General features: G+C 38.8%; 20 protein-coding genes and 1 rRNA gene. 20 read left to right on the top strand and 1 reads right to left on the bottom strand.

The window, feature by feature from the left end; genetic code table 11:
* Positions 1 to 62 precede the first annotated feature (62 nt).
* The 16 genes from rrf to JL53_RS09825 all read left to right on the top strand — a co-directional run bounded on the left by rrf (position 63) and on the right by JL53_RS09825 (position 14,537).
* A 5S ribosomal RNA gene (rrf, locus tag JL53_RS09900) occupies positions 63 to 178 on the top strand.
* A gap of 140 nt (positions 179 to 318) precedes the next feature.
* Positions 319 to 843: a DUF2179 domain-containing protein gene (locus tag JL53_RS09895; protein WP_038407523.1), complete on the top strand. Its 525-nt coding sequence runs from the start codon at positions 319 to 321 to the stop codon at positions 841 to 843.
* A gap of 255 nt (positions 844 to 1,098) precedes the next feature.
* Positions 1,099 to 1,587 (top strand): 5-(carboxyamino)imidazole ribonucleotide mutase, encoded by a 489-nt coding sequence (purE, locus tag JL53_RS09890; protein ID WP_038408232.1) that lies wholly within the window; start codon positions 1,099 to 1,101, stop codon positions 1,585 to 1,587.
* Positions 1,580 to 2,704, top strand: coding sequence for a 5-(carboxyamino)imidazole ribonucleotide synthase (gene purK, locus JL53_RS09885; protein ID WP_038407522.1), 1,125 nt, complete (start codon positions 1,580 to 1,582; stop codon positions 2,702 to 2,704). The genes purE and purK overlap by 8 nt, the downstream gene beginning before the upstream one ends.
* Positions 2,705 to 2,722: 18 nt before the next feature.
* Complete coding sequence (gene purB, locus JL53_RS09880) at positions 2,723 to 4,015, top strand: adenylosuccinate lyase (RefSeq protein ID WP_003720085.1); 1,293 nt, start codon at positions 2,723 to 2,725, stop codon at positions 4,013 to 4,015.
* An 81-nt stretch (positions 4,016 to 4,096) separates the two neighbouring features.
* On the top strand, positions 4,097 to 4,810 hold the full coding sequence (gene purC / locus JL53_RS09875) for a phosphoribosylaminoimidazolesuccinocarboxamide synthase (RefSeq protein ID WP_003720084.1): 714 nt from the start codon (positions 4,097 to 4,099) through the stop codon (positions 4,808 to 4,810).
* A gap of 11 nt (positions 4,811 to 4,821) precedes the next feature.
* The gene (gene purS / locus JL53_RS09870) at positions 4,822 to 5,067 is read left to right on the top strand and encodes a phosphoribosylformylglycinamidine synthase subunit PurS (protein ID WP_003720083.1); all 246 of its coding nucleotides are present in this window, start codon (positions 4,822 to 4,824) and stop codon (positions 5,065 to 5,067) included.
* Positions 5,068 to 5,070: 3 nt separating this feature from the next.
* A complete protein-coding gene (purQ, locus tag JL53_RS09865) occupies positions 5,071 to 5,754 on the top strand; it encodes a phosphoribosylformylglycinamidine synthase subunit PurQ (RefSeq protein WP_003720082.1) in 684 nt (227 codons plus the stop codon).
* Positions 5,747 to 7,966 carry a phosphoribosylformylglycinamidine synthase subunit PurL gene (gene purL, locus JL53_RS09860; protein ID WP_038407521.1) on the top strand — a complete coding sequence of 740 codons (2,220 nt, stop codon included), beginning with the start codon at positions 5,747 to 5,749 and terminating at the stop codon, positions 7,964 to 7,966. Before purQ ends, purL begins: the two co-directional genes overlap by 8 nt.
* A complete protein-coding gene (gene purF, locus JL53_RS09855) occupies positions 7,951 to 9,378 on the top strand; it encodes an amidophosphoribosyltransferase (RefSeq protein WP_038407520.1) in 1,428 nt (475 codons plus the stop codon). The genes purL and purF overlap by 16 nt, the downstream gene beginning before the upstream one ends.
* A gap of 15 nt (positions 9,379 to 9,393) precedes the next feature.
* Positions 9,394 to 10,443 carry a phosphoribosylformylglycinamidine cyclo-ligase gene (purM, locus tag JL53_RS09850; RefSeq protein WP_003720079.1) on the top strand — a complete coding sequence of 350 codons (1,050 nt, stop codon included), beginning with the start codon at positions 9,394 to 9,396 and terminating at the stop codon, positions 10,441 to 10,443.
* Positions 10,440 to 11,033 (top strand): phosphoribosylglycinamide formyltransferase, encoded by a 594-nt coding sequence (purN, locus tag JL53_RS09845; RefSeq protein WP_003720078.1) that lies wholly within the window; start codon positions 10,440 to 10,442, stop codon positions 11,031 to 11,033. The genes purM and purN overlap by 4 nt, the downstream gene beginning before the upstream one ends.
* Positions 11,014 to 12,543 (top strand): bifunctional phosphoribosylaminoimidazolecarboxamide formyltransferase/IMP cyclohydrolase, encoded by a 1,530-nt coding sequence (gene purH, locus JL53_RS09840; protein ID WP_003720077.1) that lies wholly within the window; start codon positions 11,014 to 11,016, stop codon positions 12,541 to 12,543. Before purN ends, purH begins: the two co-directional genes overlap by 20 nt.
* A gap of 26 nt (positions 12,544 to 12,569) precedes the next feature.
* Positions 12,570 to 13,832, top strand: a complete 1,263-nt coding sequence (gene purD, locus JL53_RS09835; RefSeq protein ID WP_038407519.1) for a phosphoribosylamine--glycine ligase — start codon at positions 12,570 to 12,572, stop codon at positions 13,830 to 13,832.
* A gap of 135 nt (positions 13,833 to 13,967) precedes the next feature.
* On the top strand, positions 13,968 to 14,264 hold the full coding sequence (locus JL53_RS09830; protein ID WP_003720075.1) for a YerC/YecD family TrpR-related protein: 297 nt from the start codon (positions 13,968 to 13,970) through the stop codon (positions 14,262 to 14,264).
* A gap of 18 nt (positions 14,265 to 14,282) precedes the next feature.
* Positions 14,283 to 14,537: a hypothetical protein gene (locus JL53_RS09825; RefSeq protein WP_003720072.1), complete on the top strand. Its 255-nt coding sequence runs from the start codon at positions 14,283 to 14,285 to the stop codon at positions 14,535 to 14,537.
* A gap of 44 nt (positions 14,538 to 14,581) precedes the next feature.
* Here JL53_RS09825 and JL53_RS09820 read toward each other — a convergent pair whose 3' ends face one another.
* Positions 14,582 to 15,937 (bottom strand): sodium-dependent transporter, encoded by a 1,356-nt coding sequence (locus JL53_RS09820; RefSeq protein ID WP_003720071.1) that lies wholly within the window; start codon positions 15,935 to 15,937, stop codon positions 14,582 to 14,584.
* Positions 15,938 to 16,142: 205 nt separating this feature from the next.
* Here JL53_RS09820 and pcrB point away from each other — a divergent pair, with 205 nt between their 5' ends.
* The 4 genes from pcrB (at position 16,143) to JL53_RS09800 (ending at position 22,231) form a co-directional block, all read left to right on the top strand.
* The gene (gene pcrB / locus JL53_RS09815; RefSeq protein WP_038407518.1) at positions 16,143 to 16,820 is read left to right on the top strand and encodes a heptaprenylglyceryl phosphate synthase; all 678 of its coding nucleotides are present in this window, start codon (positions 16,143 to 16,145) and stop codon (positions 16,818 to 16,820) included.
* Between the two features lie 64 nt (positions 16,821 to 16,884).
* Positions 16,885 to 19,080, top strand: coding sequence for a DNA helicase PcrA (pcrA, locus tag JL53_RS09810; protein ID WP_077916419.1), 2,196 nt, complete (start codon positions 16,885 to 16,887; stop codon positions 19,078 to 19,080).
* A gap of 23 nt (positions 19,081 to 19,103) precedes the next feature.
* A complete protein-coding gene (ligA, locus tag JL53_RS09805) occupies positions 19,104 to 21,119 on the top strand; it encodes an NAD-dependent DNA ligase LigA (protein WP_038408230.1) in 2,016 nt (671 codons plus the stop codon).
* The gene (locus JL53_RS09800) at positions 21,116 to 22,231 is read left to right on the top strand and encodes a CamS family sex pheromone protein (protein ID WP_003720067.1); all 1,116 of its coding nucleotides are present in this window, start codon (positions 21,116 to 21,118) and stop codon (positions 22,229 to 22,231) included. Before ligA ends, JL53_RS09800 begins: the two co-directional genes overlap by 4 nt.
* Positions 22,232 to 22,354 lie beyond the last annotated feature (123 nt).

Below are 22,354 nucleotides of genomic sequence, written 5' to 3'. Positions count from 1 at the left end.
ACCTAACTGAACCCTTTCTTCTCTAGTTTTGAGAGAGCAATCTTTCAACAACTTAAATATTGTCTGGTAGTTATGGCGAGAAGGTCACACCCGTTCCCATCCCGAACACGGTAGTTAAGCTTCTCTGCGCCAATGGTAGTTGGGGGCTTCCCCCTGCGAGAGTAGGTCGCTGCCGGGCAATTTGAAAAGTCCTAATTATTTAGGGCTTTTTTGTTGTAATGAAGTGTTTTTTTTGTAAGGATTATAGTAGAATGTTATATTAGTAAAAGATTCTTCAATGCGAAGTTTTACTGCAGTTTTTTAGTTGGAGGTAATTTAGTGGATAATAGTGTGTTTATAGTGGTGACTATTTTTGTTGTAAATATTTTATATGTGACAATCTATACGGTAAGGCTATTGCTGACAATGAAAGGATATCGATATTTAGCTGCTCTATCAAGTGTATTTGAGATGATTATTTATGTAGTTGCACTAAGTCTAGTACTAGATAATCTAAATAATATCGCGAATGTATTAGCGTATGCGATTGGTTTTGGTGTAGGTGTTATTGTTGGAATGAAAATAGAAGAGCGAATCGCACTTGGATACATTACGGTCAATGTGATTACAAAAGAGTACAATTTGGACTTACCTAATCAAATTCGTGACTTAGGTTATGGTGTAACGAGTTGGCTTGCTAGTGGACGTGACGGCGAACGGATGATGCTAGAGATATTGACGCAAAGGAAAAATGAACGAAAATTATACAGGCAGATTATTGAGATTGATGGAGGAGCTTTTATTGTTTCATCTGAACCAAAACAAATTCATGGTGGATTTTGGATAAAACAAGTAAGAAAATAAGCGATGGAGAGGATATTGTTATAAATAGAAAAAGCGTCCCTAAAATTCGAGTTGGATTTTAGGGACGCTTTTCTATACTTTAGAGCTTTTATTTAGTGAAACCTGTTACATAATCAATGAAATGAAGAATAAATATAGTAAAACACGAACGTTAATAAAATGTAACATTTAATTGTTCGATTTTTCGTTGACTTTTAGCATTGCAATTGTTAGAATGAAGGAGTCGAAATGAGAAATGAAGGAGTTGATCACGTAATGCCTGCGGAAATTGGTGTCATAATGGGGAGTACCTCAGATTGGGATACAATGAAAAAAGCATGTGATGTATTGGATGAACTAGAAATTGTTTACGAGAAAAAAGTTGTTTCAGCTCATCGTACACCAGATTTAATGTTTCAGTATGCAGAACAAGCGCGGGAACGTGGTTTAAAAATTATTATTGCAGGTGCTGGGGGTGCCGCACACTTGCCAGGTATGGTTGCTGCGAAGACGACTCTACCTGTTATTGGTGTGCCAATTAAATCAAAAGTATTAAACGGACTGGATTCTTTATTATCCATTGTACAGATGCCTGGAGGGGTTCCAGTTGCTACTGTCGCAATCGGTGAGAGTGGAGCGGTGAATGCTGGGCTTTTAGCAGCGCAAATTTTATCTATTACGGACGATGCAATTACTAACAGGTTGCAAAATAGACGTGCTACACTAGAGGAAATAGTTCTAGAAAGTAGTGATTCTCTTGAGTGAAAAATTTTTGCTGACAAATAGTACAATAGGTATCATTGGTGGTGGGCAATTAGGGCGGATGATGGCTCTAGCTGCCAAGGCGATGGGGTATCGGATTATTGTTCTTGATCCGACAGTAAATTGTCCTGCTGCCCAAGTAAGTGATGAACAAATTATCGCAGACTATGATGATAAAGTATCTCTGAGGGATCTTGCAGAGAAGGCGGATGTCGTTACATATGAATTTGAAAATATCGACTATGATGCTTTGAAGATGACACAAGAGTTAGTGGACGTACCTCAAGGATCGGAGTTGCTTTCAATTACGCAAGACCGAATTTTGGAAAAAGCCTATCTAGAGTCTGCTAATATTAATATTGCTCCATATGCAATTATTGTAGATAAAGAAGAAATTGAACGTGAAATAAAAAGTATTGGTTATCCGGCGGTTTTAAAAACAGCACAAGGTGGTTATGATGGGAAAGGCCAAGTTGTTTTACGAGATGCCAATGACATCGAAATGGCAGCTCGGTTATTACGATATGGTTCATGTGTGCTAGAAGCTTGGATACCGTTTGAAAAAGAAATATCGATTGTTGTAGCAAGAGGAAAAGATGGACAAGTGGAAACATTCCCAGTGGCAGAAAACGTTCATATAAATAATATTTTGCATACGTCGATTGCACCAGCAGATGTTTCAGCGGATGTGCATGAAGAAGCGGAGGAAATTGCCAAAAAATTAGCAGAAGTTCTTCAGCTGTGTGGTGTTTTAGCTGTAGAGATGTTTGTTACGAATTCTGGGGCGATTTATGTTAATGAGCTAGCGCCGAGGCCGCATAACTCGGGACATTATACAATAGAAGCTTGTTCTATCTCCCAATTCACACAACATATTCGTGCGGTAGTTGGTTTACCATTATTAAAACCAGAATTACTTAAACCGGCATTAATGGTTAATATCTTAGGGCAACATGTAGATGCTGTGAATGAAAAAATGGATGGCTATCCGCACTGGTTTGTTCATTATTATGGAAAACAAGAAGCGAAAATTAATCGTAAAATGGGGCATGTCACTATTTTAACAAGTGAGCCGGAAGCGGTTTTGATTGATTTAGAAAAAACGCAAATTTGGAAGTAATTGGAGGAGTTTTAAAGGATGCTAGAACGTTATACTCGTAAAGAAATGGGCAATATTTGGACAGAACAAAATCGCTATCAAGCTTGGTTAGAAGTGGAGATTTTAGCTTGTGAGGCATGGGCTGAGTTAGGGGATATTCCAAAAGAAGATGTGGAGAAAATCCGTGCGAATGCAAAATTTGATGTCGATCGTATTCATGAAATCGAATTAGAAACGAGACATGACGTGGTTGCATTTACTCGCTCTGTGTCTGAATCACTTGGAGCGGAACGTAAATGGGTGCATTATGGTTTAACTTCTACAGATGTAGTAGATACGGCCAACTCCTATTTATTAAAGCAAGCTAATGAAATTTTACGGAAAGACTTGGAAAATTTTATTGCGATTATTGGTGAAAAAGCGAAAGAACATAAATATACTGTGACGATGGGACGGACTCACGGCGTACATGCGGAGCCGACTACATTTGGTTTAAAACTGGCTTTGTGGTACGAAGAAATGAAACGTAATCTAGAACGCTTTAATTTTGCTGCAGATGGAGTAGAATTCGGGAAAATTTCTGGAGCAGTTGGAACTTATGCAAATATTGATCCATTTGTAGAATCCTATGTATGCGGAAAATTAGGAACAACGCCAGCGCCGATTTCCACGCAGACATTGCAACGTGACCGTCATGCGGAATATTTGGCAACGCTTGCTCTCATTGCAACTTCTGTGGAGAAATTTGCGGTAGAAGTTCGTGCACTTCAAAAAAGTGAAGTTCGCGAAGTAGAAGAGTTTTTTGCGAAAGGTCAAAAAGGTTCATCGGCAATGCCACATAAACGTAATCCAATTGGTTCAGAAAATGTTACTGGGCTTGCTCGTGTGATTCGCGGTCATATGGTAACAGCGTATGAAAACGTACCACTTTGGCATGAACGTGATATTTCACATAGCTCAGCCGAACGAATTATTTTACCGGATTCGACTATTTTGTTGGATTATATTTTAAATCGTTTCGGTTCTATTGTGGAAAATTTGACGGTCTTCCCGGAAAATATGAAACGCAATATGGATAGAACACTTGGACTTATCTACTCGCAGCGTGTCCTACTTGCTTTAATTGACAAAGGTCTCGCTCGCGAAGCTGCATATGATGTGGTGCAACCAAAAGCGATGGAAGCTTGGGAGAAACAAATACCATTCCGCGAGTTGGTAGAACAGGATGCAACAATTACCGAAAATTTATCTGCAGCAGAAATTGCAGATTGCTTTGATTATCAATATCACCTGAAGAATGTCGACTTAATTTTTGATCGCCTAGGATTATAATTACGGACAGAATACTCACATGACCTCTTTGATAGCCATATTCTTCAAAGAGGTTAAGTAATTTATAAGGAGATAAAAATCGTGACTAACGAACTTGTTTATGAAGGAAAAGCGAAACAACTATTTAGAACGGAAGAGTCTGGGGTTTTACGTGTAGCATATAAAGATGATGCTACTGCGCTAAATGGTGTGCGAAAAGAATCTTTTGCAGGAAAAGGGGAACTAAATAATCAAATTACTTCGCTGATTTTTTCTTATTTGGCGAAGGAAGGAGTTACTAGTCATTTCGTTTCAGCGATTTCCAAAACGGAGCAATTGGTGAAAGAAGTATCGATTATTCCGCTTGAAGTAGTGGTGCGTAACGTGATGGCAGGGAGTCTTGCAAAGCGTCTTGGGAAAGAGGAAGGCGAACCGATTCCAAATGCGATTGTTGAATTTTATTATAAAGATGATGCGTTAGATGATCCTTTTATTAATGATGAACATGCACTTTACTTAGAAATTGCGACAAGAAACGAAATGGAAGAAATTCGTCAAGCGGCTCGGGCTATTAATGTAGCTTTACAAGCCTTGTTTACTAAAATGAGTATTACCTTGATTGACTTCAAATTAGAATTTGGTCGAGATGAGAATGGGAATATTTTATTAGCAGATGAAATTTCTCCAGATACTTGTCGACTTTGGGATAAAGAAACAAATCAGAAGCTTGATAAGGATGTCTTTCGTCGGAATATTGGCAATTTAACAGATGTATATACAGAAGTATTAAATAGATTAAAGCAAGTTCAAAACTAGGAGGTCATAAAATGTATAATGTTAAAGTATATGTCACTTTAAAGAAAAGTGTATTAGATCCACAAGGGGTTGCAGTTAAGGATGCAGCGAAAAGCATGGGATACCAAGAAGTAGAAGATGTGCGGATTGGTAAATTCATGGAACTAAAAGTAGCAAAATCAAGTCGAGATATTCATGAAGTATTAAATGAAATGTGCGATAAATTATTAACAAATCCGGTGATGGAAGATTACCGCTATGAAATCGAGGAGGCTTAAACGATGAAATTTGCTGTCATTCAGTTCCCAGGTTCAAATTGTGACCTTGATATGTTACATGCGATTCAGGATATTCTTGGCGAGGAGGCGGAATATGTTTGGCATGCGGAGTCAAGTTTAGCTGGTTTTGATGCCGTTTTATTACCAGGTGGATTTTCTTATGGGGATTACTTACGGACTGGTGCAATTGCTAAGTTTTCTAATATTATGCCAGAAGTTTTACGTTTTGCGGAAATTGGAAAGCCTGTCCTTGGTGTTTGTAATGGGTTCCAAATTTTAACGGAAATTGGCTTGCTTCCAGGAGCTTTAATCAGAAATAATAATTTGCATTTCATATGTAAAACAGTGCCGCTTCGTGTTGCTAATGCGGATACGATGTTCACGAGAGCTTACGAACACGACGAAATTATCCAGGTTCCTGTCGCTCATGGAGAAGGAAATTATTACTGTGATGATGAAACGCTTCAGAAACTTCAAGCAAATAACCAAATTGCTTTTACGTATGAAGGGGCGAATCCTAATGGGAGTCGGGCAGATATTGCTGGTATCGTAAATGAACGTGGTAATGTACTTGGGATGATGCCGCATCCAGAACGTGCAGTAGAAGAAATTATTGGTGGAACAGATGGATTGAAACTATTCCAATCAGTCGTAAAAGCTTGGAAGGAGGAACAAGTAAATGCTTAAAATGGAACCTACTAGCGAAGATATTAAAGCGGAAAAAATTTATCAAGAAATGGGTTTAACGGATAGTGAGTATGAGCTTATTTGTTCGATTCTTGGACGTGAGCCTAATTATACAGAAACGGGTCTTTTCTCTGTTATGTGGTCAGAGCATTGTAGTTACAAGAACTCTAAACCAGTGCTTCGGAAATTTCCGACTGAAGGGAAACAAGTGCTCCAAGGTCCAGGTGAAGGGGCAGGGATTGTTGATATTGGCGACGGCTTAGGTGTAGCTTTTAAAGTGGAAAGCCATAATCATCCGTCCTATGTAGAGCCTTATCAAGGAGCGGCAACAGGTGTTGGAGGAATTATCCGTGATGTGTTTTCGATGGGTGCTAGACCAATTGCGATGCTTAATTCGCTTCGGTTTGGCGAACTAGATACACCACATGCTAAATATTTAGTGAGTGAAGTAGTGGCTGGTATTGCAGGTTATGGTAACTCCATTGGGATTCCAACAGTTGGTGGTGAAATTCAATTTGATCCATGCTACAAGAAAAATCCGCTTGTTAATGCGATGTGTGTTGGATTAATTGAAGCAAAAGATATTCAAAAAGGACAAGCAAAGGGAACTAACAACCCAGTGATGTATGTTGGAGCTAAAACTGGTCGGGACGGAATTCATGGTGCTACATTTGCTTCGGTTGAATTTAGCGAAGAAGGCGAACAGCAACGTTCGGCAGTTCAAGTAGGCGACCCTTTTATGGAAAAACTTTTACTTGAAGCGTGTTTAGACGTTATTCGCGATCATTCAGACATTTTAGTGGGTATTCAAGATATGGGCGCTGCTGGGTTAGTGAGTTCTAGCTCGGAAATGGCTTCTAAGGCTGGGGCTGGTTTGGAATTAATTATGGACGATGTTCCGCAACGAGAATTGCATATGTCGCCATACGAAATGTTACTTTCTGAGTCTCAAGAGCGGATGTTATTATGTGTTAAAAAAGGGCATGTGGAAGAAATTCAAGCGCTTTTTGAACGATATGGCTTAGAAGCAGTGGTGATTGGAAAAGTAACGGATGATAAAATGTATAAAATTATTCATCATGGCGAAGTGGTTGCGAATGTACCAGTAGATGCACTTGCTGAAGATGCACCGGTTTATCACAAGCCTTCTAAAGAACCAGCTCGCTATCAAGCTTTTCAGCAAGAAGAGGCTTTTGTTCCAGTGCTGACGGATATTGTTGAAACATGGAAAGAATTGTTAGCTCAACCAACCATCGCTAGCAAAAAACATATTTTTGAACAATATGATTATCAAGTACGGACTGATACAGCAGTTGTGCCTGGTTCGGATGCAGCAATTGTTCGGGTTCGTGGGACAGAAAAAGCAATTGCGATGACGACAGACTGTAACTCACGCTATCTTTACCTTGACCCAGAAGTTGGCGGAGCAATTGCGGTTGCAGAAGCAGCTCGAAATATCGTTTGTTCAGGTGGAAAACCACTTGCAATTACGGACGGGCTAAACTTTGGAAATCCAGAAAAGCCAGAAATTTTTTGGGAAATTGAAAAAGCGGCTGATGGAATTAGTGCTGCATGCTTAGAGCTAGATACACCTGTTATCTCTGGAAATGTCTCCCTTTATAATGAAACAGATGGTACAGGGATTTACCCAACCCCTATTATTGGCATGGTTGGACTAGTAGAAGATTTAGCGCATATTACTACGCAAGATTTTAAAGCAGCAGGGGACGTGATTTTCCTTATTGGAGAAACAAAACCGGAATATAGTGGTTCCGAGTTACAAAAAATACAACAAGGTAAAATTAGCGGTCGTGCGCCAGTTCTAGACTTGACATTAGAGAAAAGATATCAACAACTACTTTTGACAGCAATTCGTAAAGGTTTAGTTGCTTCTAGTCATGATTTAGCAGAAGGCGGATTTGGTGTCGCGCTTGCAGAAGCAACTTTTAAAGCAGGACTTGGCGCAGATGTAGAAGTACCATTTGAATTAAACCAACTATTTAGTGAATCACAATCACGCTTCTTAGTTTCTGTAAAACCAGAAAATGAAGCAGCTTTTGCTAAATTAATGGAACTAGAAAAAGTATATCGAATTGGTGTTGTTACAGAGAGCGAAACGATTCGTGTGAAGCATAAAGCAGATACAGTAATTGCAGAAATGACTGAGTTACGATCCATTTGGGAAGGGGCAATTCCATGCTTGCTGAAGTAAAGGGACTTAATGAAGAATGTGGTATTTTTGGTATTTGGGATCATCCGAGTGCAGCTGAAATCACGTATTATGGTTTGCATAGTTTACAGCATCGCGGGCAAGAAGGTGCTGGGATTGTTTCAACGGACGGAGAAACATTAAAAGGGCATCGTAATTTAGGATTATTAGCAGAAGTATTTAAACATGGAGAATTAGATGATTTAAAAGGTAAGGCAGCAATTGGGCATGTTCGTTATGCGACAGCTGGTCAAAAAAACCTCGGAAATGTACAACCATTTTTATTTCACTTCCATAGTTCTTCTTTAGCGTTAGCACATAACGGGAATCTAGTAAATGCTAAAACGTTGCGTCGTGAATTAGAAGAAGAAGGTGCGATTTTCCAAACAAGTTCCGATACCGAAGTTTTAGCGCATTTAATTAAACGTAGTCATACAGGAGATTTTGTGGAAGACTTAAAAGTGGCTTTAAACAAGGTCAAAGGCGGCTTTGCATATATGCTTTTAACAGAAGATACCATGTATGCCGCACTTGATCCAAATGGCTTCCGACCACTTTCGATTGGACGAATTGGGGGCTCTTATGTAGTGGCCTCGGAAACATGTGCTTTTGAAACGGTTGGTGCGGAATTTGTTCGTGATGTCGAGCCGGGTGAGCTAATTATTATTAACAATGATGGACTTAGAATTGAAAAATTCACAGAAGATGTGAAGCATTCGATTTGTAGTATGGAATATATTTATTTCGCTAGACCAGATTCTAACATTGCTGGGATTAATGTCCATTCAGCGAGAAAACGTTCTGGGAAGAGACTTGCGAAAGAAGCATTCATTGATGCAGATGTGGTTACCGGCGTGCCTGACTCAAGTATTTCTGCAGCAATTGGTTATGCCGAAGAAGCGGGATTACCTTACGAATTAGGTTTAATAAAAAATAGGTATGTAGCGAGAACTTTTATTCAACCATCTCAAGAGCTTAGAGAACAAGGGGTACGAATGAAACTTTCTGCAGTACGAGGTGTGGTTGAAGGAAAACGAGTTGTGATGATTGATGACTCGATTGTTCGCGGCACGACAAGTAAACGGATTGTTCAACTTTTACGTGAAGCAGGCGCCGCCGAAGTACATGTACGAATTGCTTCACCACCACTTGCTTTTCCTTGCTTTTACGGAATTGATATTCAAACGAGAAACGAACTAATTGCCTCCAATTATTCTGTCGATGAAATTTGCCGGATTATAGGGGCAGATTCGTTAGAGTATTTGAGCGAAGAAGGTTTAGTTGATTCGATTGGCCGACCTTATCCAAACGAACCTTATGGGGGACTTTGTATGGCATATTTTAACGGAGATTATCCAACACCTTTATATGATTATGAAGCGGAATATTTAGCGAGCTTAGAAGCAGAAAAATGAGGAGTGAAAAATCGAATGGCAGAAAATGCATATAGTAAAGCTGGGGTCGATGTGGAAGCAGGCTATCAAGTCGTAGAACGTATTAAAAAACATGTTGCTAGAACAGAACGAATCGGTGTCATGGGAGCGCTAGGTTCTTTTGGCGGAATGTTTGATTTAAGTAGTCTTCATTTAAAAGAACCGGTTTTAGTTTCAGGTACGGATGGTGTAGGAACGAAATTACTCCTTGCGATTGAAGCCGATAAACACGATACGATTGGAATTGACTGTGTAGCAATGTGTGTGAATGACATTTTAGCTCAAGGTGCTGAACCGTTATTTTTTCTAGATTATATCGCCACCGGTAAAACGGATCCAGTCAAAATGGAGCAAATCGTCCACGGGGTTGCGGATGGTTGTCGGCAAGCTGGGGCTGCTTTAATTGGCGGGGAAACTGCGGAAATGCCTGATATGTACGGTGCGGATGATTATGATTTAGCTGGCTTTACAGTTGGTGCTGTCGAGAAGAATAACCTTATTACGGAAGATGCAGTAAAAGCAGACGATGTTTTGATTGGTATTCCTTCTAGCGGAATTCATAGTAACGGTTATTCACTCGTTCGAAAAATTTTCTTTAAAGATAATTCATTTCATTTAAATGAAGTGCTTCCTGAGTTAGAAATTCCGCTTAGTGAAGAATTACTTAAACCAACGCGTATTTATGTAAGACCTGTTTTAGAACTATTGAAAAAAGTAAATGTACATGGCATTACCCATGTTACTGGTGGTGGTTTTGTTGAAAACTTACCGCGGATGCTAACAGATGATTTAGCGGTAGATATTGAGCTTGGTTCTTGGCCAGTACTTCCTATTTTTGATGCTTTGAAGAAGTACGGACAATTAGACGATTTGGAAATGTATGAAATTTTTAATATGGGAATTGGTATGGTGCTTGCGGTTTCTAAAGAGGACGCGGAAAAAACAGTACGTTTATTAAAAGAAAATGGTGAAGCTGCTTACAAAATCGGGAATGTTATCCCGCGTGTGGCAGATCCAGTGATTTTTTCAGGAGGAAATAGCGAATGAATATTGCCGTCTTTGCTTCTGGAAATGGCTCGAATTTCCAAGCTCTAGTGGATGATGAAAGGATTAAACCGCACATCAGGCTACTTGTATGTGATAAACCAAATGCTTATGTTTTAGAGAGAGCAGCCAAAAATAATATTCCAATTTTTCTATTTGAAGCTAAAAAATATCCGGACAAAGAAGCTTTTGAAACAGAAATTTTGCTGGAATTACGTCACTATCAAGTGGATTTACTTGTGCTTGCGGGTTATATGCGTTTAATTGGGCCGACGCTACTAGCAGAATTTCCCAAGCAAATCGTCAATTTACATCCGTCTTTACTACCTGCATTTAAAGGAAAAGATGCAATAAAGCAAGCACTTCAAGCGGGAGTATCCAAAACAGGAGTGACAGCACATTTTGTAGATGCGGGAATGGATACTGGCCCGATTATCGATCAAGTAGATGTACCAATTGCTTCAGATGAAACAGTGGAAACATTGGCTGAAAAAATTCATCAAGTAGAACATGTTTTTTATCCAAAAGTGATTCGTCATTTAATTCAAAATGGAGGGGAAGAGATTCATTATCATGAAAAGAGCGCTGATTAGTGTATCAGATAAAAACGGTATTGTACCTTTTGCGAAAGAATTAGTAAAACTTGGAGTGGAAATTATTTCAACTGGAGGAACGAAAGCTGCTTTTGAACAAGCCGGTGTACCAGTGACTGGGATTGAAGAAGTAACGGAATTTCCAGAAATGCTAGATGGTCGCGTAAAAACACTTCATCCAGCTATTCATGGTGGACTACTTGCAAGACGTGATACAGCAGCACATATGGATGCCATTGCAGCTCATCACATTCAACCCATTGATTTAGTAGTAGTAAATTTATATCCTTTTCAAGAAACAATTCAAAAAACAGGTGTTTCTTTAGAAGAAGCTATTGAAAATATTGATATTGGTGGTCCTTCGATGTTACGCTCTGCTGCCAAAAATTATGCAGCGGTGACGGTAATTGTTGATACTGCAGACTATGAAACCGTACTTGCAGAATTACGTGAACACGGTACGACAACATTTGAAACACGTGAGCGCTTAGCTGCCAAAGTTTTCCGACATACCGCTGCTTATGACGCATTAATTGCTGAATACTTAACTAGTGTAACGGGAGAAACTTTCCCAGAAAAAGTGACATTAACCTATAATCGAAAACAAGTGCTTCGTTACGGTGAAAATCCTCACCAAGATGCCGCTTTTTATACAGAACCACAGGCTGTAAAAAACTCGATAAGTACTGCAAAACAATTACATGGAAAAGAGTTATCCTATAATAATATACGTGATACAGATGCAGCCCTGAAAATCGCTAGTGAATTTAGTGAACCAGTTGCAGTCGCTGTAAAACACATGAATCCATGCGGGGTTGGAGTAGGTACGACAATTGAAGAAGCTTATTTAAAAGCCTATGAAGCAGATGAAATATCCATTTTTGGTGGTATTGTTGCTTTAAATAAAGAAGTAGATGCTAAAACAGCAGAGCATATGAGTAAAATTTTCCTAGAAATTATTATTGCTCCAAGTTTTACTGGCGAAGCATTTGCGATTCTTTCAAAAAAGAAAAACATTCGCTTACTAACTGTTCCATTTGCTAGTGGAGTGGAGAGCTTTGAAAAGACTTCTGTAAATGGTGGGCTACTGATCCAAGCGAGTGATTCGGTTGTAGAAGATCCGGCAACATATGAAGTTGTGACAAAAAAACAACCTACAGAAACAGAAATGACCGCTCTGCTCGCACAGTGGAAAATTGTGAAACACGTGAAATCAAATGCCATTGTTGTTGGAACGGACAAGCAAACACTTGGCATAGGTGCAGGACAGATGAATCGCATTGGTTCAGCAGAGATTGCTATTCTTCAAGCGGGAGATAAAGCAAAAGGAGCGGTTCTTGCTTCCGATGCATTTTTCCCAATGGATGATACGGTGGAAGCTGCAGCAAAAGCAGGAATTACAGCAATTATTCAACCAGGTGGATCCATCAAAGATAAAGAGTCGATTGCGATGGCAGATAAGTACGGAATCGCCATGGTACTAACACATGTACGACATTTCAAACATTAAGCCTCATAAAAAGGACGTGTCATAAAATGAACTTATTAGTAGTTGGTAGTGGCGGGCGAGAACATGCTATCAGTAAAAAGTTACTAGAATCGAAAAACGTAAAGAAAGTATATTGTGCGCCTGGTAATGATGGAATGCGTTTAGACAAGATTGAATTAGTATCGATTTCCGAAACGGATAAAGCAGCTTTAATTTCGTTTGTCAAAGAACACGATATATCCTTTGTGGTTGTTGGACCAGAAGTTCCTCTATTAGAAGGTGTGGTGGATGCTTTTGAAGAAGCTGGAATAAAAGCATTCGGACCAAAAGCAAATGCAGCATTAATCGAAGGAAGTAAGGACTTTGCCAAACAATTCATGGAGAAATATGCGATTCCAACAGCTACATCGAAAACTTTCACCGATTATGCAGAAGCCAAAGCCTATTTAGACCAAAAAGGCGTTCCAATCGTTATTAAAGCAGATGGACTAGCAGCCGGAAAAGGTGTCACAGTCGCGCTAGAAATGGAAGAAGCGGTACTTGCCTTAAAAGATATGATGTTAGAAGAAAAATTCGGTGATGCCTCACTGAAGGTAGTTATCGAGGACTTCTTAGCTGGGGAAGAGTTTTCTTTGATGGCATTTGTGAACGGAACTGAAGTATATCCAATGGCAATCGCGCAAGACCATAAGCGGGCATATGAAGGAGACAAGGGACCTAATACTGGTGGAATGGGGGCGTATTCTCCTGTTCCTCATATCTCACCCAAAGTAGTAGAGCAAGCCGTAGAAAAAATTCTTCGTCCTGCCGCCAAAGGAATGGTAGAAGAAGGACGCTATTTCCGTGGAATTCTATATGCAGGCCTAATTTTAACCGAAGAAGGACCAAAAGTGATTGAGTTTAATGCTAGGTTCGGTGACCCAGAAACGCAGGTAGTCTTGCCGCGTTTAGAAAGTGACTTTGCTGCTTTAATACAATCACTATTAAATGGCGAAGAACCAGATGTGCGGTTTAAAAAAGATGGCATAACACTCGGCGTCGTATTAGCAAGTGCTGGTTATCCCAATCAATACAATAAAGGAAATAAGTTGACAGGATTGAATGAACTTGCGAATGATGTGGATGTTTATCATGCTGGAACAAAACTGCGCGCGGACGGGGAGTTTGTATCAGATGGTGGGCGAGTTCTCTTATTAGCAAAAGAAGCAAACACGATAACAGAAGCGCGGGAATTACTTTATCCGGAAATGCAAAAAATGGATAACCCCAATTTCTTTTATCGAATGGATATTGGAACAAAAGCGGAATAATAAAAAGTACTATCTTAGTAAAATTTCTAAGGTAGTATTTTTTTGTTGTCATAGAAAAGAGTAACGGTTGTGTTTTACACGTTGGTACGTTAAAATATGAAAGTAGGATATATGAGATTATTTGGAGGTAAAGGTATGCAAATAGAGAAGTTGCGTGGACAAGGACTGGATGAATTTTTCCAAGGGATTTTAACGCTGGAAAATTTAGAAGAATGTTATGCTTTTTTTGATGATGTTTGTACAGTTAATGAAATACAATCCATGGCTCAACGTTTCCAAGTCGCAAAAATGCTTCACGACGGAAAAACTTATAATGTGATTGAATCAGAGACTGGTGCAAGTACAGCTACTATTTCACGTGTAAAGCGTTCACTTCATTATGGCAATGACATGTACGATGTTGTTTTTTCAAGAATGACAAAACCAGAATAAGATTGGTAGGGGTGTAACTTGAAGAAATTGAATAGTAAGACCTATCAACTTATCATTATTTCTATTCTTGCCATTGCAGTTATCTATTTTATCATTAATATGATTGCAACCGGTATAGGACTTGAATTTTCACTATTATGGCATTGGGTCTTCATTATCTGTTTTATTTTCACGACACTTGCCAATGTAAAAGAAAAACGAGCAATTGGAACAGCAATTGGTCTAAGTGGCATATTAATTTGTGTAACAAGCATCGTACTTATGGCAATATAAAAAAGCAATCTCGCTTGAAATTCTAGTGAGATTGCTTTTTTTAGTTAAAAGAATAAATCCAGTAAACCTGTAGCGGAAAGGAAAACGAAAATAATCGCAATCGGTGCAATATATTTAATCAAAAACAACCAAACAATAAAGAGTTTCTTTCCAAAATGGCTGCTAGTAGTAAATTCTTTCAACAACAGTTCACGAGGCAACCTATAACCGACAAAAATAGCGATAAATAAAGCTCCGACTGGTAAAATAATATTTGAAACAAGATAGTCAGCGGCATCAAAGATACTTAAACCGAAGATCTGTACATCGCTCCAAACACCAAAACTGAGCGCACTGGGAATCGCCATGAAGACAATCACGATTCCCATTCCGATACTTGCTTTTTTTCGACTCATTCCGCTATTCATTAAAGGAGCAACAGTCGCTTCCAACATGGAAAAACTCGAAGTAAGAGCCGCAAACAGAAATAAAATTAAGAAAATAATAAAGAATAACATCCCAAATGGTAATTGATTAAAAATCGATGGCAAAATAACGAAAAGTAATCCGGGACCAGCATCAGGTGTAATGTCAAATGCAAAAGCGGCTGGAAAAATGGCCAATCCAGCAAGTAGCGAAACAAAGACATTCATTAAAGAAACCGATACAGCTGATTGCGGTAAACTAACAGAACGATTCAAATAAGAACTATACGTCACCATCACCGAAATCCCAACACTAAGCGAAAAGAAGGCTTGACCAAGTGTAATAAGGACTGTTTGTGCAGTGAAATGACTAAAGTCTGGTCGCAAGAAGAAAGCTACTCCTTCCATTGCACCAGGAAGCGTTAACGAGCGAATAATTAAAACAATAAATAAAATAAATAATGCGGGCATCATAAATTTACTCATTTTTTCAATTCCACTAACAACTCCGCGACTAATAACTAGCACATTAAGCAAAATGAACAAAATAGTCGCGCCAACTGATATCCAAGGGTTTGCGGTAGTTACTTGAAAATCATGTAATAAACTAGCTTGATTTTGCCCAGCGATCCTACCCGAAAAAGCCTTAATTAGATAGGTGATAATCCAACCACCGACAACACTATAAAATGAAAATAAAATACTCGCGCCAACCACGCCTAATTTTCCAAGCAAGTTCCATTTTGAACCAGGTGCAAGTGTTTTATAAGCTTGCAACGCATCTCCACCAGAACCGCGACCAATGACAAATTCCGCTATTAAGAGCGGCATAACTACTAATAATGTTAAAACTAAAAACAATAAAAAAAACGCGCCACCTCCAGCAGTTGCAGCTACATAAGGCAGTTTCCATATTGCGCCAATTCCAATTGCGGAGCCAGCAGACGCCAGAATAAATCCAACTTTTGAGCCCCATTCTTCCCTTTTTTCTTGCATATTAACCTCATTTCCATTTTTTTATGTAAACCTAAGTTGTATGAATAAAATCAAATTTTCCTCATCATACCATAAAATAAAAGCTAGCCCAACAACAATTAGACAAAAAAGCTTAAAAAAAGTTAAAAATTGCTTTCGGAAGGGTGCGGTGATATGCAACTAATGCTATAATAAGATATCCCATAACAGATACATGGAGGGGCATATGAAGCATTTATTTAAGTTAGACCCAGTGAAAGATTTACCTCATAATGTTGTAACTAAGCTCATTCATTCTGGAACCGATGGATTTATTATTGGTGGAACAGATAATTTGCAAATGGAAGCAGTGGAAAAGCTGTATGAGTTACTCGCTGAAACAGACTTACCGATTTATTTGGAAGTCAGTGATGAGGCGATGATTTTGCCGGAAGCAGAACATTTTTTGATTCCAATTGTGTTAAATACAACAAATAGCAAATGGACACTCGGTCTTCATCAAGCATTAATTAAACAAATGGGTGATTTTATCCCGTGGAAACGAGTGACCTCTGAAGGATATGTCATTTTAAATCAAGATGCAAAAGTGGCTAAGTTAACAGAAGCAAATACAGCGTTAACAAAAGAAGATATTGTCGCATATGCCAGGTTAGCAGAGAATTTATTTCATCTGCCCATTTTTTATGTGGAGTATAGTGGCACATACGGAGACCCAGATGTAGTTAAGGACGTCAGTAAGGTTCTTAGCGAAACAAAACTTTGGTATGGCGGGGGTATTCGGTCAGCAGAACAAGCTGCTGAAATGGCAAAATATGCGGACACGATTATTGTTGGAAATGTGATTTACGAAGATTTAGAAGCTGCCCTTGAAACCGCAGCAATTTTTGCAAAGAAAACGGTTTGATTATAAAGAGTAGTATGATAAAATAAGAACAAATGTTTGTATGGTGGTGTATAGGAGAATGCAATTGAATGCAAAAGAATTGGTAGACGGATTAAACCCCGAACAAAAACGAGCAGTAGAAAGTACAGAAGGACCTTTACTAATTATGGCCGGCGCCGGTAGTGGGAAAACACGTGTTTTAACGCATCGGATAGCCTATTTAGTGAGGGAACGTGGCGTGAACCCGTATAATATTTTAGCGATTACGTTTACGAATAAAGCCGCTCGGGAAATGAAATCACGGATTGGTAATTTGATGGGCGGAGAAGCAGAATCTATTTGGATTTCCACCTTTCACTCGATGTGTGTCCGTATTTTACGCCGCGATATTGACCGAATTGGTTATGAACGAAATTTTACTATATTAGATGGTAGTGACCAGTTGTCAGTGATTAAAGGCATTTTGAAAGAAAAAAATGTCGATCCGAAAAAGTTTGAACCACGAGGTATCCTTGCTTCTATCAGTAACGCCAAAAACGAACTGATTACCGCAAGTGAATATGTGAAGGAAGCTAGTGGCTTTTATGACAAAATGGTCGGAGAAGTGTATGAAAAATACGAAAAGAAATTAAAGAAAAATCAAGCACTCGATTTTGATGATTTAATCATGGTGACCATTCAGTTATTTGAACGTGTTCCGGATGTTTTGGAATATTATCAACGCAAATTCCAATATATTCATGTGGATGAGTACCAAGATACGAACCATGCCCAATATCTACTCGTGAAATTACTTGCTTCTAGATTTAAGAATTTATGTGTTGTAGGTGATTCAGATCAATCTATTTATGGTTGGCGCGGGGCGGATATTAGTAATATCATGTCTTTTGAAAAAGATTATCCTAATGCGAAAACAATTTTATTAGAAGAAAATTATCGTTCAACCAAGCGGATTTTAGAAGCAGCAAATCGAGTAATTGAAAATAATGGTAATCGTAAACCAAAAAATCTTTGGACTAGTAATGCAGAAGGGAAAAAGATTTTTTACCATAAAGCATTAACCGAAAAAGAAGAAGCGGCTTATGTTGTGATGAAAATCCAAGAGGAAGTAAACAACTCAAATCGTCCGTTATCTGACTTTGCGATTCTTTACAGAACCAATGCACAATCCCGCGTCATGGAAGAATATTTCATGAAGTCGAATATGGCATATACGATGGTTGGCGGAACAAAATTCTATGACAGAAAAGAAATTAAAGATATTTTAGCTTATTTGCGACTTATTAGTAATAATGAAGATGATATTAGTTTGACTCGAATTATTAATGTTCCAAAACGTGGCGTCGGACCTGGGACTCTTGAAAAGCTGAATAATGTTGCTGCGGCCTATGATTTAAGCTTGTTTGAAGTGCTTAATCGTATTGAGCTAGCAGGTATTTCTGCCAAAATAAGCAAAGATCTTGTAGCGTTTCATGATTTGGTTCGTGGCTTTACTCAGATGCAAGACTTCCTATCGGTAACGGAACTCGTAGAAGAAATTCTCGAAAAAACCGGTTATCGTGCAATGCTAAAAAACGAACGCACTATTGAAGCGCAAACTAGATTAGAAAACATTGATGAGTTTTTATCTGTTACACAAAACTTTGAAAAAGAAAATGATGATAAGTCATTGCTTGCTTTCTTAACAGATTTAGCACTTGTAGCAGATGTAGACAAATTAGAAGAAGACAACGAAGAACAAAACGGCGCAGTGACACTAATGACTCTCCACTCAGCCAAAGGATTAGAATTCCCGGTTGTCTTTTTAGTAGGAATGGAAGAAGGGATTTTCCCTCATTCAAGAGCTATTTATGAAGAAGATGAAATGGAAGAAGAACGCCGCTTAGCTTATGTAGGAATTACTCGAGCAGAAGAAGAGCTTTTCTTAACTAGTGCTTATTCGAGAATGCTTTACGGGCGGCCATCCTCTAATCAAGAGTCTCGTTTCATTGGCGAAATACCTCGTGACTTATTAGAATTAGCAAATGAAAATAAATTAAAAGCAGAAAAACCATATGCTAAAACGCGCATGCCACAAAAAGTAACGACCGCTTATAAATCAAGTGGTGCTGAGACACTCGGCTGGACTGTAGGCGACAAAGCTAGTCATAAAAAATGGGGTGTAGGAACAGTTGTTAGTGTCAAAGGAGAAGGTAGTGGAATGGAGCTAGATATCGCATTCCCAAGCCCAACTGGCGTCAAACGATTACTCGCAGAATTTGCCCCGATTGAAAAAGTATAAAATTGGAAAAAGCAGGTGAAGAAATGGCTGATAAAAAACGGTATGAAGAGCTCATTAACATACTTGATCAGTACAGCTATGATTATTATGTAATTGATAACCCAACAGTAGAAGATGCCGAATACGATCAAAAAATGCAGGAACTACTTCAAATCGAAGCAGCGCATCCGGAATGGGTTACACCTGAATCTCCGTCCAATCGAGTTGGTGGGGAAGTGTTAGAAGGGTTTCAAAAAGTAGCGCATGACACGCCGATGTTAAGTCTTGCGAATGCATTTAATAAAGATGACCTAGCTGATTTTGATCGGCGTATCCGAGATAAAGTAGGCGAAGATGTCGCTTATATGTGTGAACTGAAAATTGATGGGCTTGCTGTATCACTTCAATATGAGAATGGGAAATACAAACAAGGTGCGACACGCGGCGACGGAACGACTGGCGAAGATATTACCGCCAACTTGCGGACGATTCGCTCTATTCCAATGAAATTACAAAAAAGTTATTCCATTGAAGTACGTGGCGAGGCTTTCATGCCAAAACGCTCTTTCCAAAAACTCAATGAAATCCGTGAAGAAGAAGGTCAGATGCTATTTGCCAATCCGCGAAACGCAGCAGCAGGATCGCTTCGCCAATTAGATACGAAAATTGCTGCATCAAGAAACTTAGACATTTTCCTATATGCTGTAGCAGACTTTGGCGAAATGGGTGTCACAACTCATAGCGCTGGCTTAGCTATGTTAGAAACTTTAGGCTTGAAGGTGAATAAAGAACGCCGCCTTTGCTCTACCTTAGAAGAAGTTTACGCTTATATTGACGAATGGACTGAAAAACGAGCTGGTTTAGCTTATGATATAGATGGCATTGTTTTGAAATTAAACGATTTAGAGCAGCAACGCCAAATGGGAACAACCGCCAAATCACCTCGTTGGTCGATTGCTTATAAATTTCCAGCAGAAGAAGTTCCAACGAAGCTACTCGACATTGAATTAAATGTTGGTCGAACAGGTGTTGTTACTCCCACCGCGGTGTTAGAACCTGTCCGAGTAGCTGGAACTACAGTGGGTCGGGCATCGCTCCATAATGAAGATTTAATTACAGAAAAAGATATTCGAATTGGTGACACGGTTTTAATTAAAAAAGCTGGTGATATTATTCCAGAAGTGATTAAAAGCATTGCGGAAGAACGAACTGGAGATGAAGAGCCTTTCCATATGCCAGCTAACTGTCCAACTTGTGGGAGTGAGCTAGTTCGGTTGGAAGAAGAAGTGGCGCTTAGATGTATTAATCCTAAATGTCCAGCACAAATCAAAGAAGGTTTAATTCACTTTGTTTCTCGTAATGCAATGAATATTGATGGACTTGGTGAAAAAGTAATTATTCAACTGTTTACGCACCATTTAATTAAAGATGTAGCAGATTTGTTTTTCCTTTCGAAAGAGAAACTGTTAGAATTAGAAAGAATGGGAGAAAAATCAGTGACGAATTTACTCGCATCAATTGAACAAAGTAAACAAAACTCACTAGAAAAATTATTATTTGGCTTAGGAATTCGCCATGTTGGTGCCAAAGCGGCTAAATCACTTGCGATTTACTTTGAAACCATGGATAAATTGAAACTAGCTGATAAAGAAACGTTAACCAGGATTAATGATATTGGTGAAAAAATGGCAGACAGCATCGTCACTTATTTTGCGAATGAAGAAGTTCACAACTTACTAGACGAACTAAAAAGGGCCGGCGTAAATATGACTTATACAGGACCAAAACTAGATGATATGTCCGAAGAAGAACTTGTTTTTGCAGGAAAAACAGTGGTTCTAACAGGGAAATTAGAGCAGTTAACAAGAAACGATGCAAAAGCCTTAATCGAGTCACTTGGCGGGAATGTTTCCGGGAGCGTCAGTAAAAAGACGGATGTTGTTGTTGCTGGCAGTGATGCTGGTTCTAAACTCGCTAAAGCAGAAGAACTAGCAATTCCTATTTGGTCTGAAAATGACTTAATAGAGTACTTACCAGACGAAGGTGGATTAAACAAATGAAAAAAATTATAATTGCAGCGCTCGGTTTAACGCTGATTCTCTCTGGATGTGCCCCAAAACTTGATTCTAACGATAAAGTGGTACAAAAAGATGATTCGAAAGCAGAAACGGGCATCATGACAAAAAATCAAATCTCAGCTAATTACTACAAAACCGTATTACCTTATAAGCCAAGTAAATCTCGCGGACTAGTTGTCTCGAATATATACTCAAGATATGATATTAACGAACTGGAATCTGGTTTGATGCGTATTTCTCAAAATGAATATTCCTCGGATGATTACCTTTTCCAAGAAGGTCAGTACTTAGATAAAGACACACTTCAAAAATGGCTAGACCGCAAAAGTAAAGATAATCCGAATGGCTTAAATCCAGAAAGTAACGGTAACGGCAAAGATCGTAAACCAATTTATTTAGCACATATTTTAGAACAAGATTATTTGAAGCAAACAGATAAAGATACGGTTGCACTTGGTGGGATTTCGATTGCGCTTGCAATGAATTCAGTTGATTACTATCAAAAAGAACAGTACGGTGACACATATGAACAACCAATTAGCGATGATGTTTTGTTAGAACAAGGTAAAGAAATGTCTGCTACAGTATTAAATCGAATTCGCCAAACAAAAGGTTTAGAAAATGTACCTGTTACGATTGCAATATATAAACAGGGTGAACGTGATGCCGTTGCTCCAGGGAATTTTATCTCTTATACAACAGCAAATGGAGACAGCCTTTCTAAATGGAAGACAATAGATGAGAAAAACTATGTATTACCGTCGACGGAATCTGCTAAAGATCACAAAACCGACAATGATAGTTTTCTTAATTTCAAAAAATCGATTGAAGATTACTATCCAAACTTTACTGGTGTCGTTGGTCGCGGTAGATATGAAGATGGTCAATTAGCAGAACTTAATATTGACATTCCACTACAATTTTATGGTCAAGCGGAAATCATCGGTTTTACGCAATATGTAACAGATCTAGTTGGTCAGCACATTCCAAAAACCGCTGATTTGCAAGTAAATATTTCTACCACGGACGGTCCTGCTGCTTTAATTACAAGAAAAGCAAACGAAGATGCAGCAACCGCTCATATTTACGATTAATAAAAAACAATGCGAATTGTTCTCTCCTGTTGTATAATTATGCAGAAGAGAACAGTTCTTCCCATTTAATCAGGCGGGAAGCATTGTTACATAGAACGTTTCATTAAAAAGGAGGATGGCATT

The sequence above is a fragment of the Listeria ivanovii subsp. londoniensis genome (genome assembly GCF_000763495.1).
GTDB classification, from domain to species: Bacteria; Bacillota; Bacilli; order Lactobacillales; family Listeriaceae; genus Listeria; species Listeria londoniensis.
The sequence above is the reverse complement of the archived record's forward strand: the minus strand, read 5'-3'. Positions and strand labels throughout refer to the sequence as shown.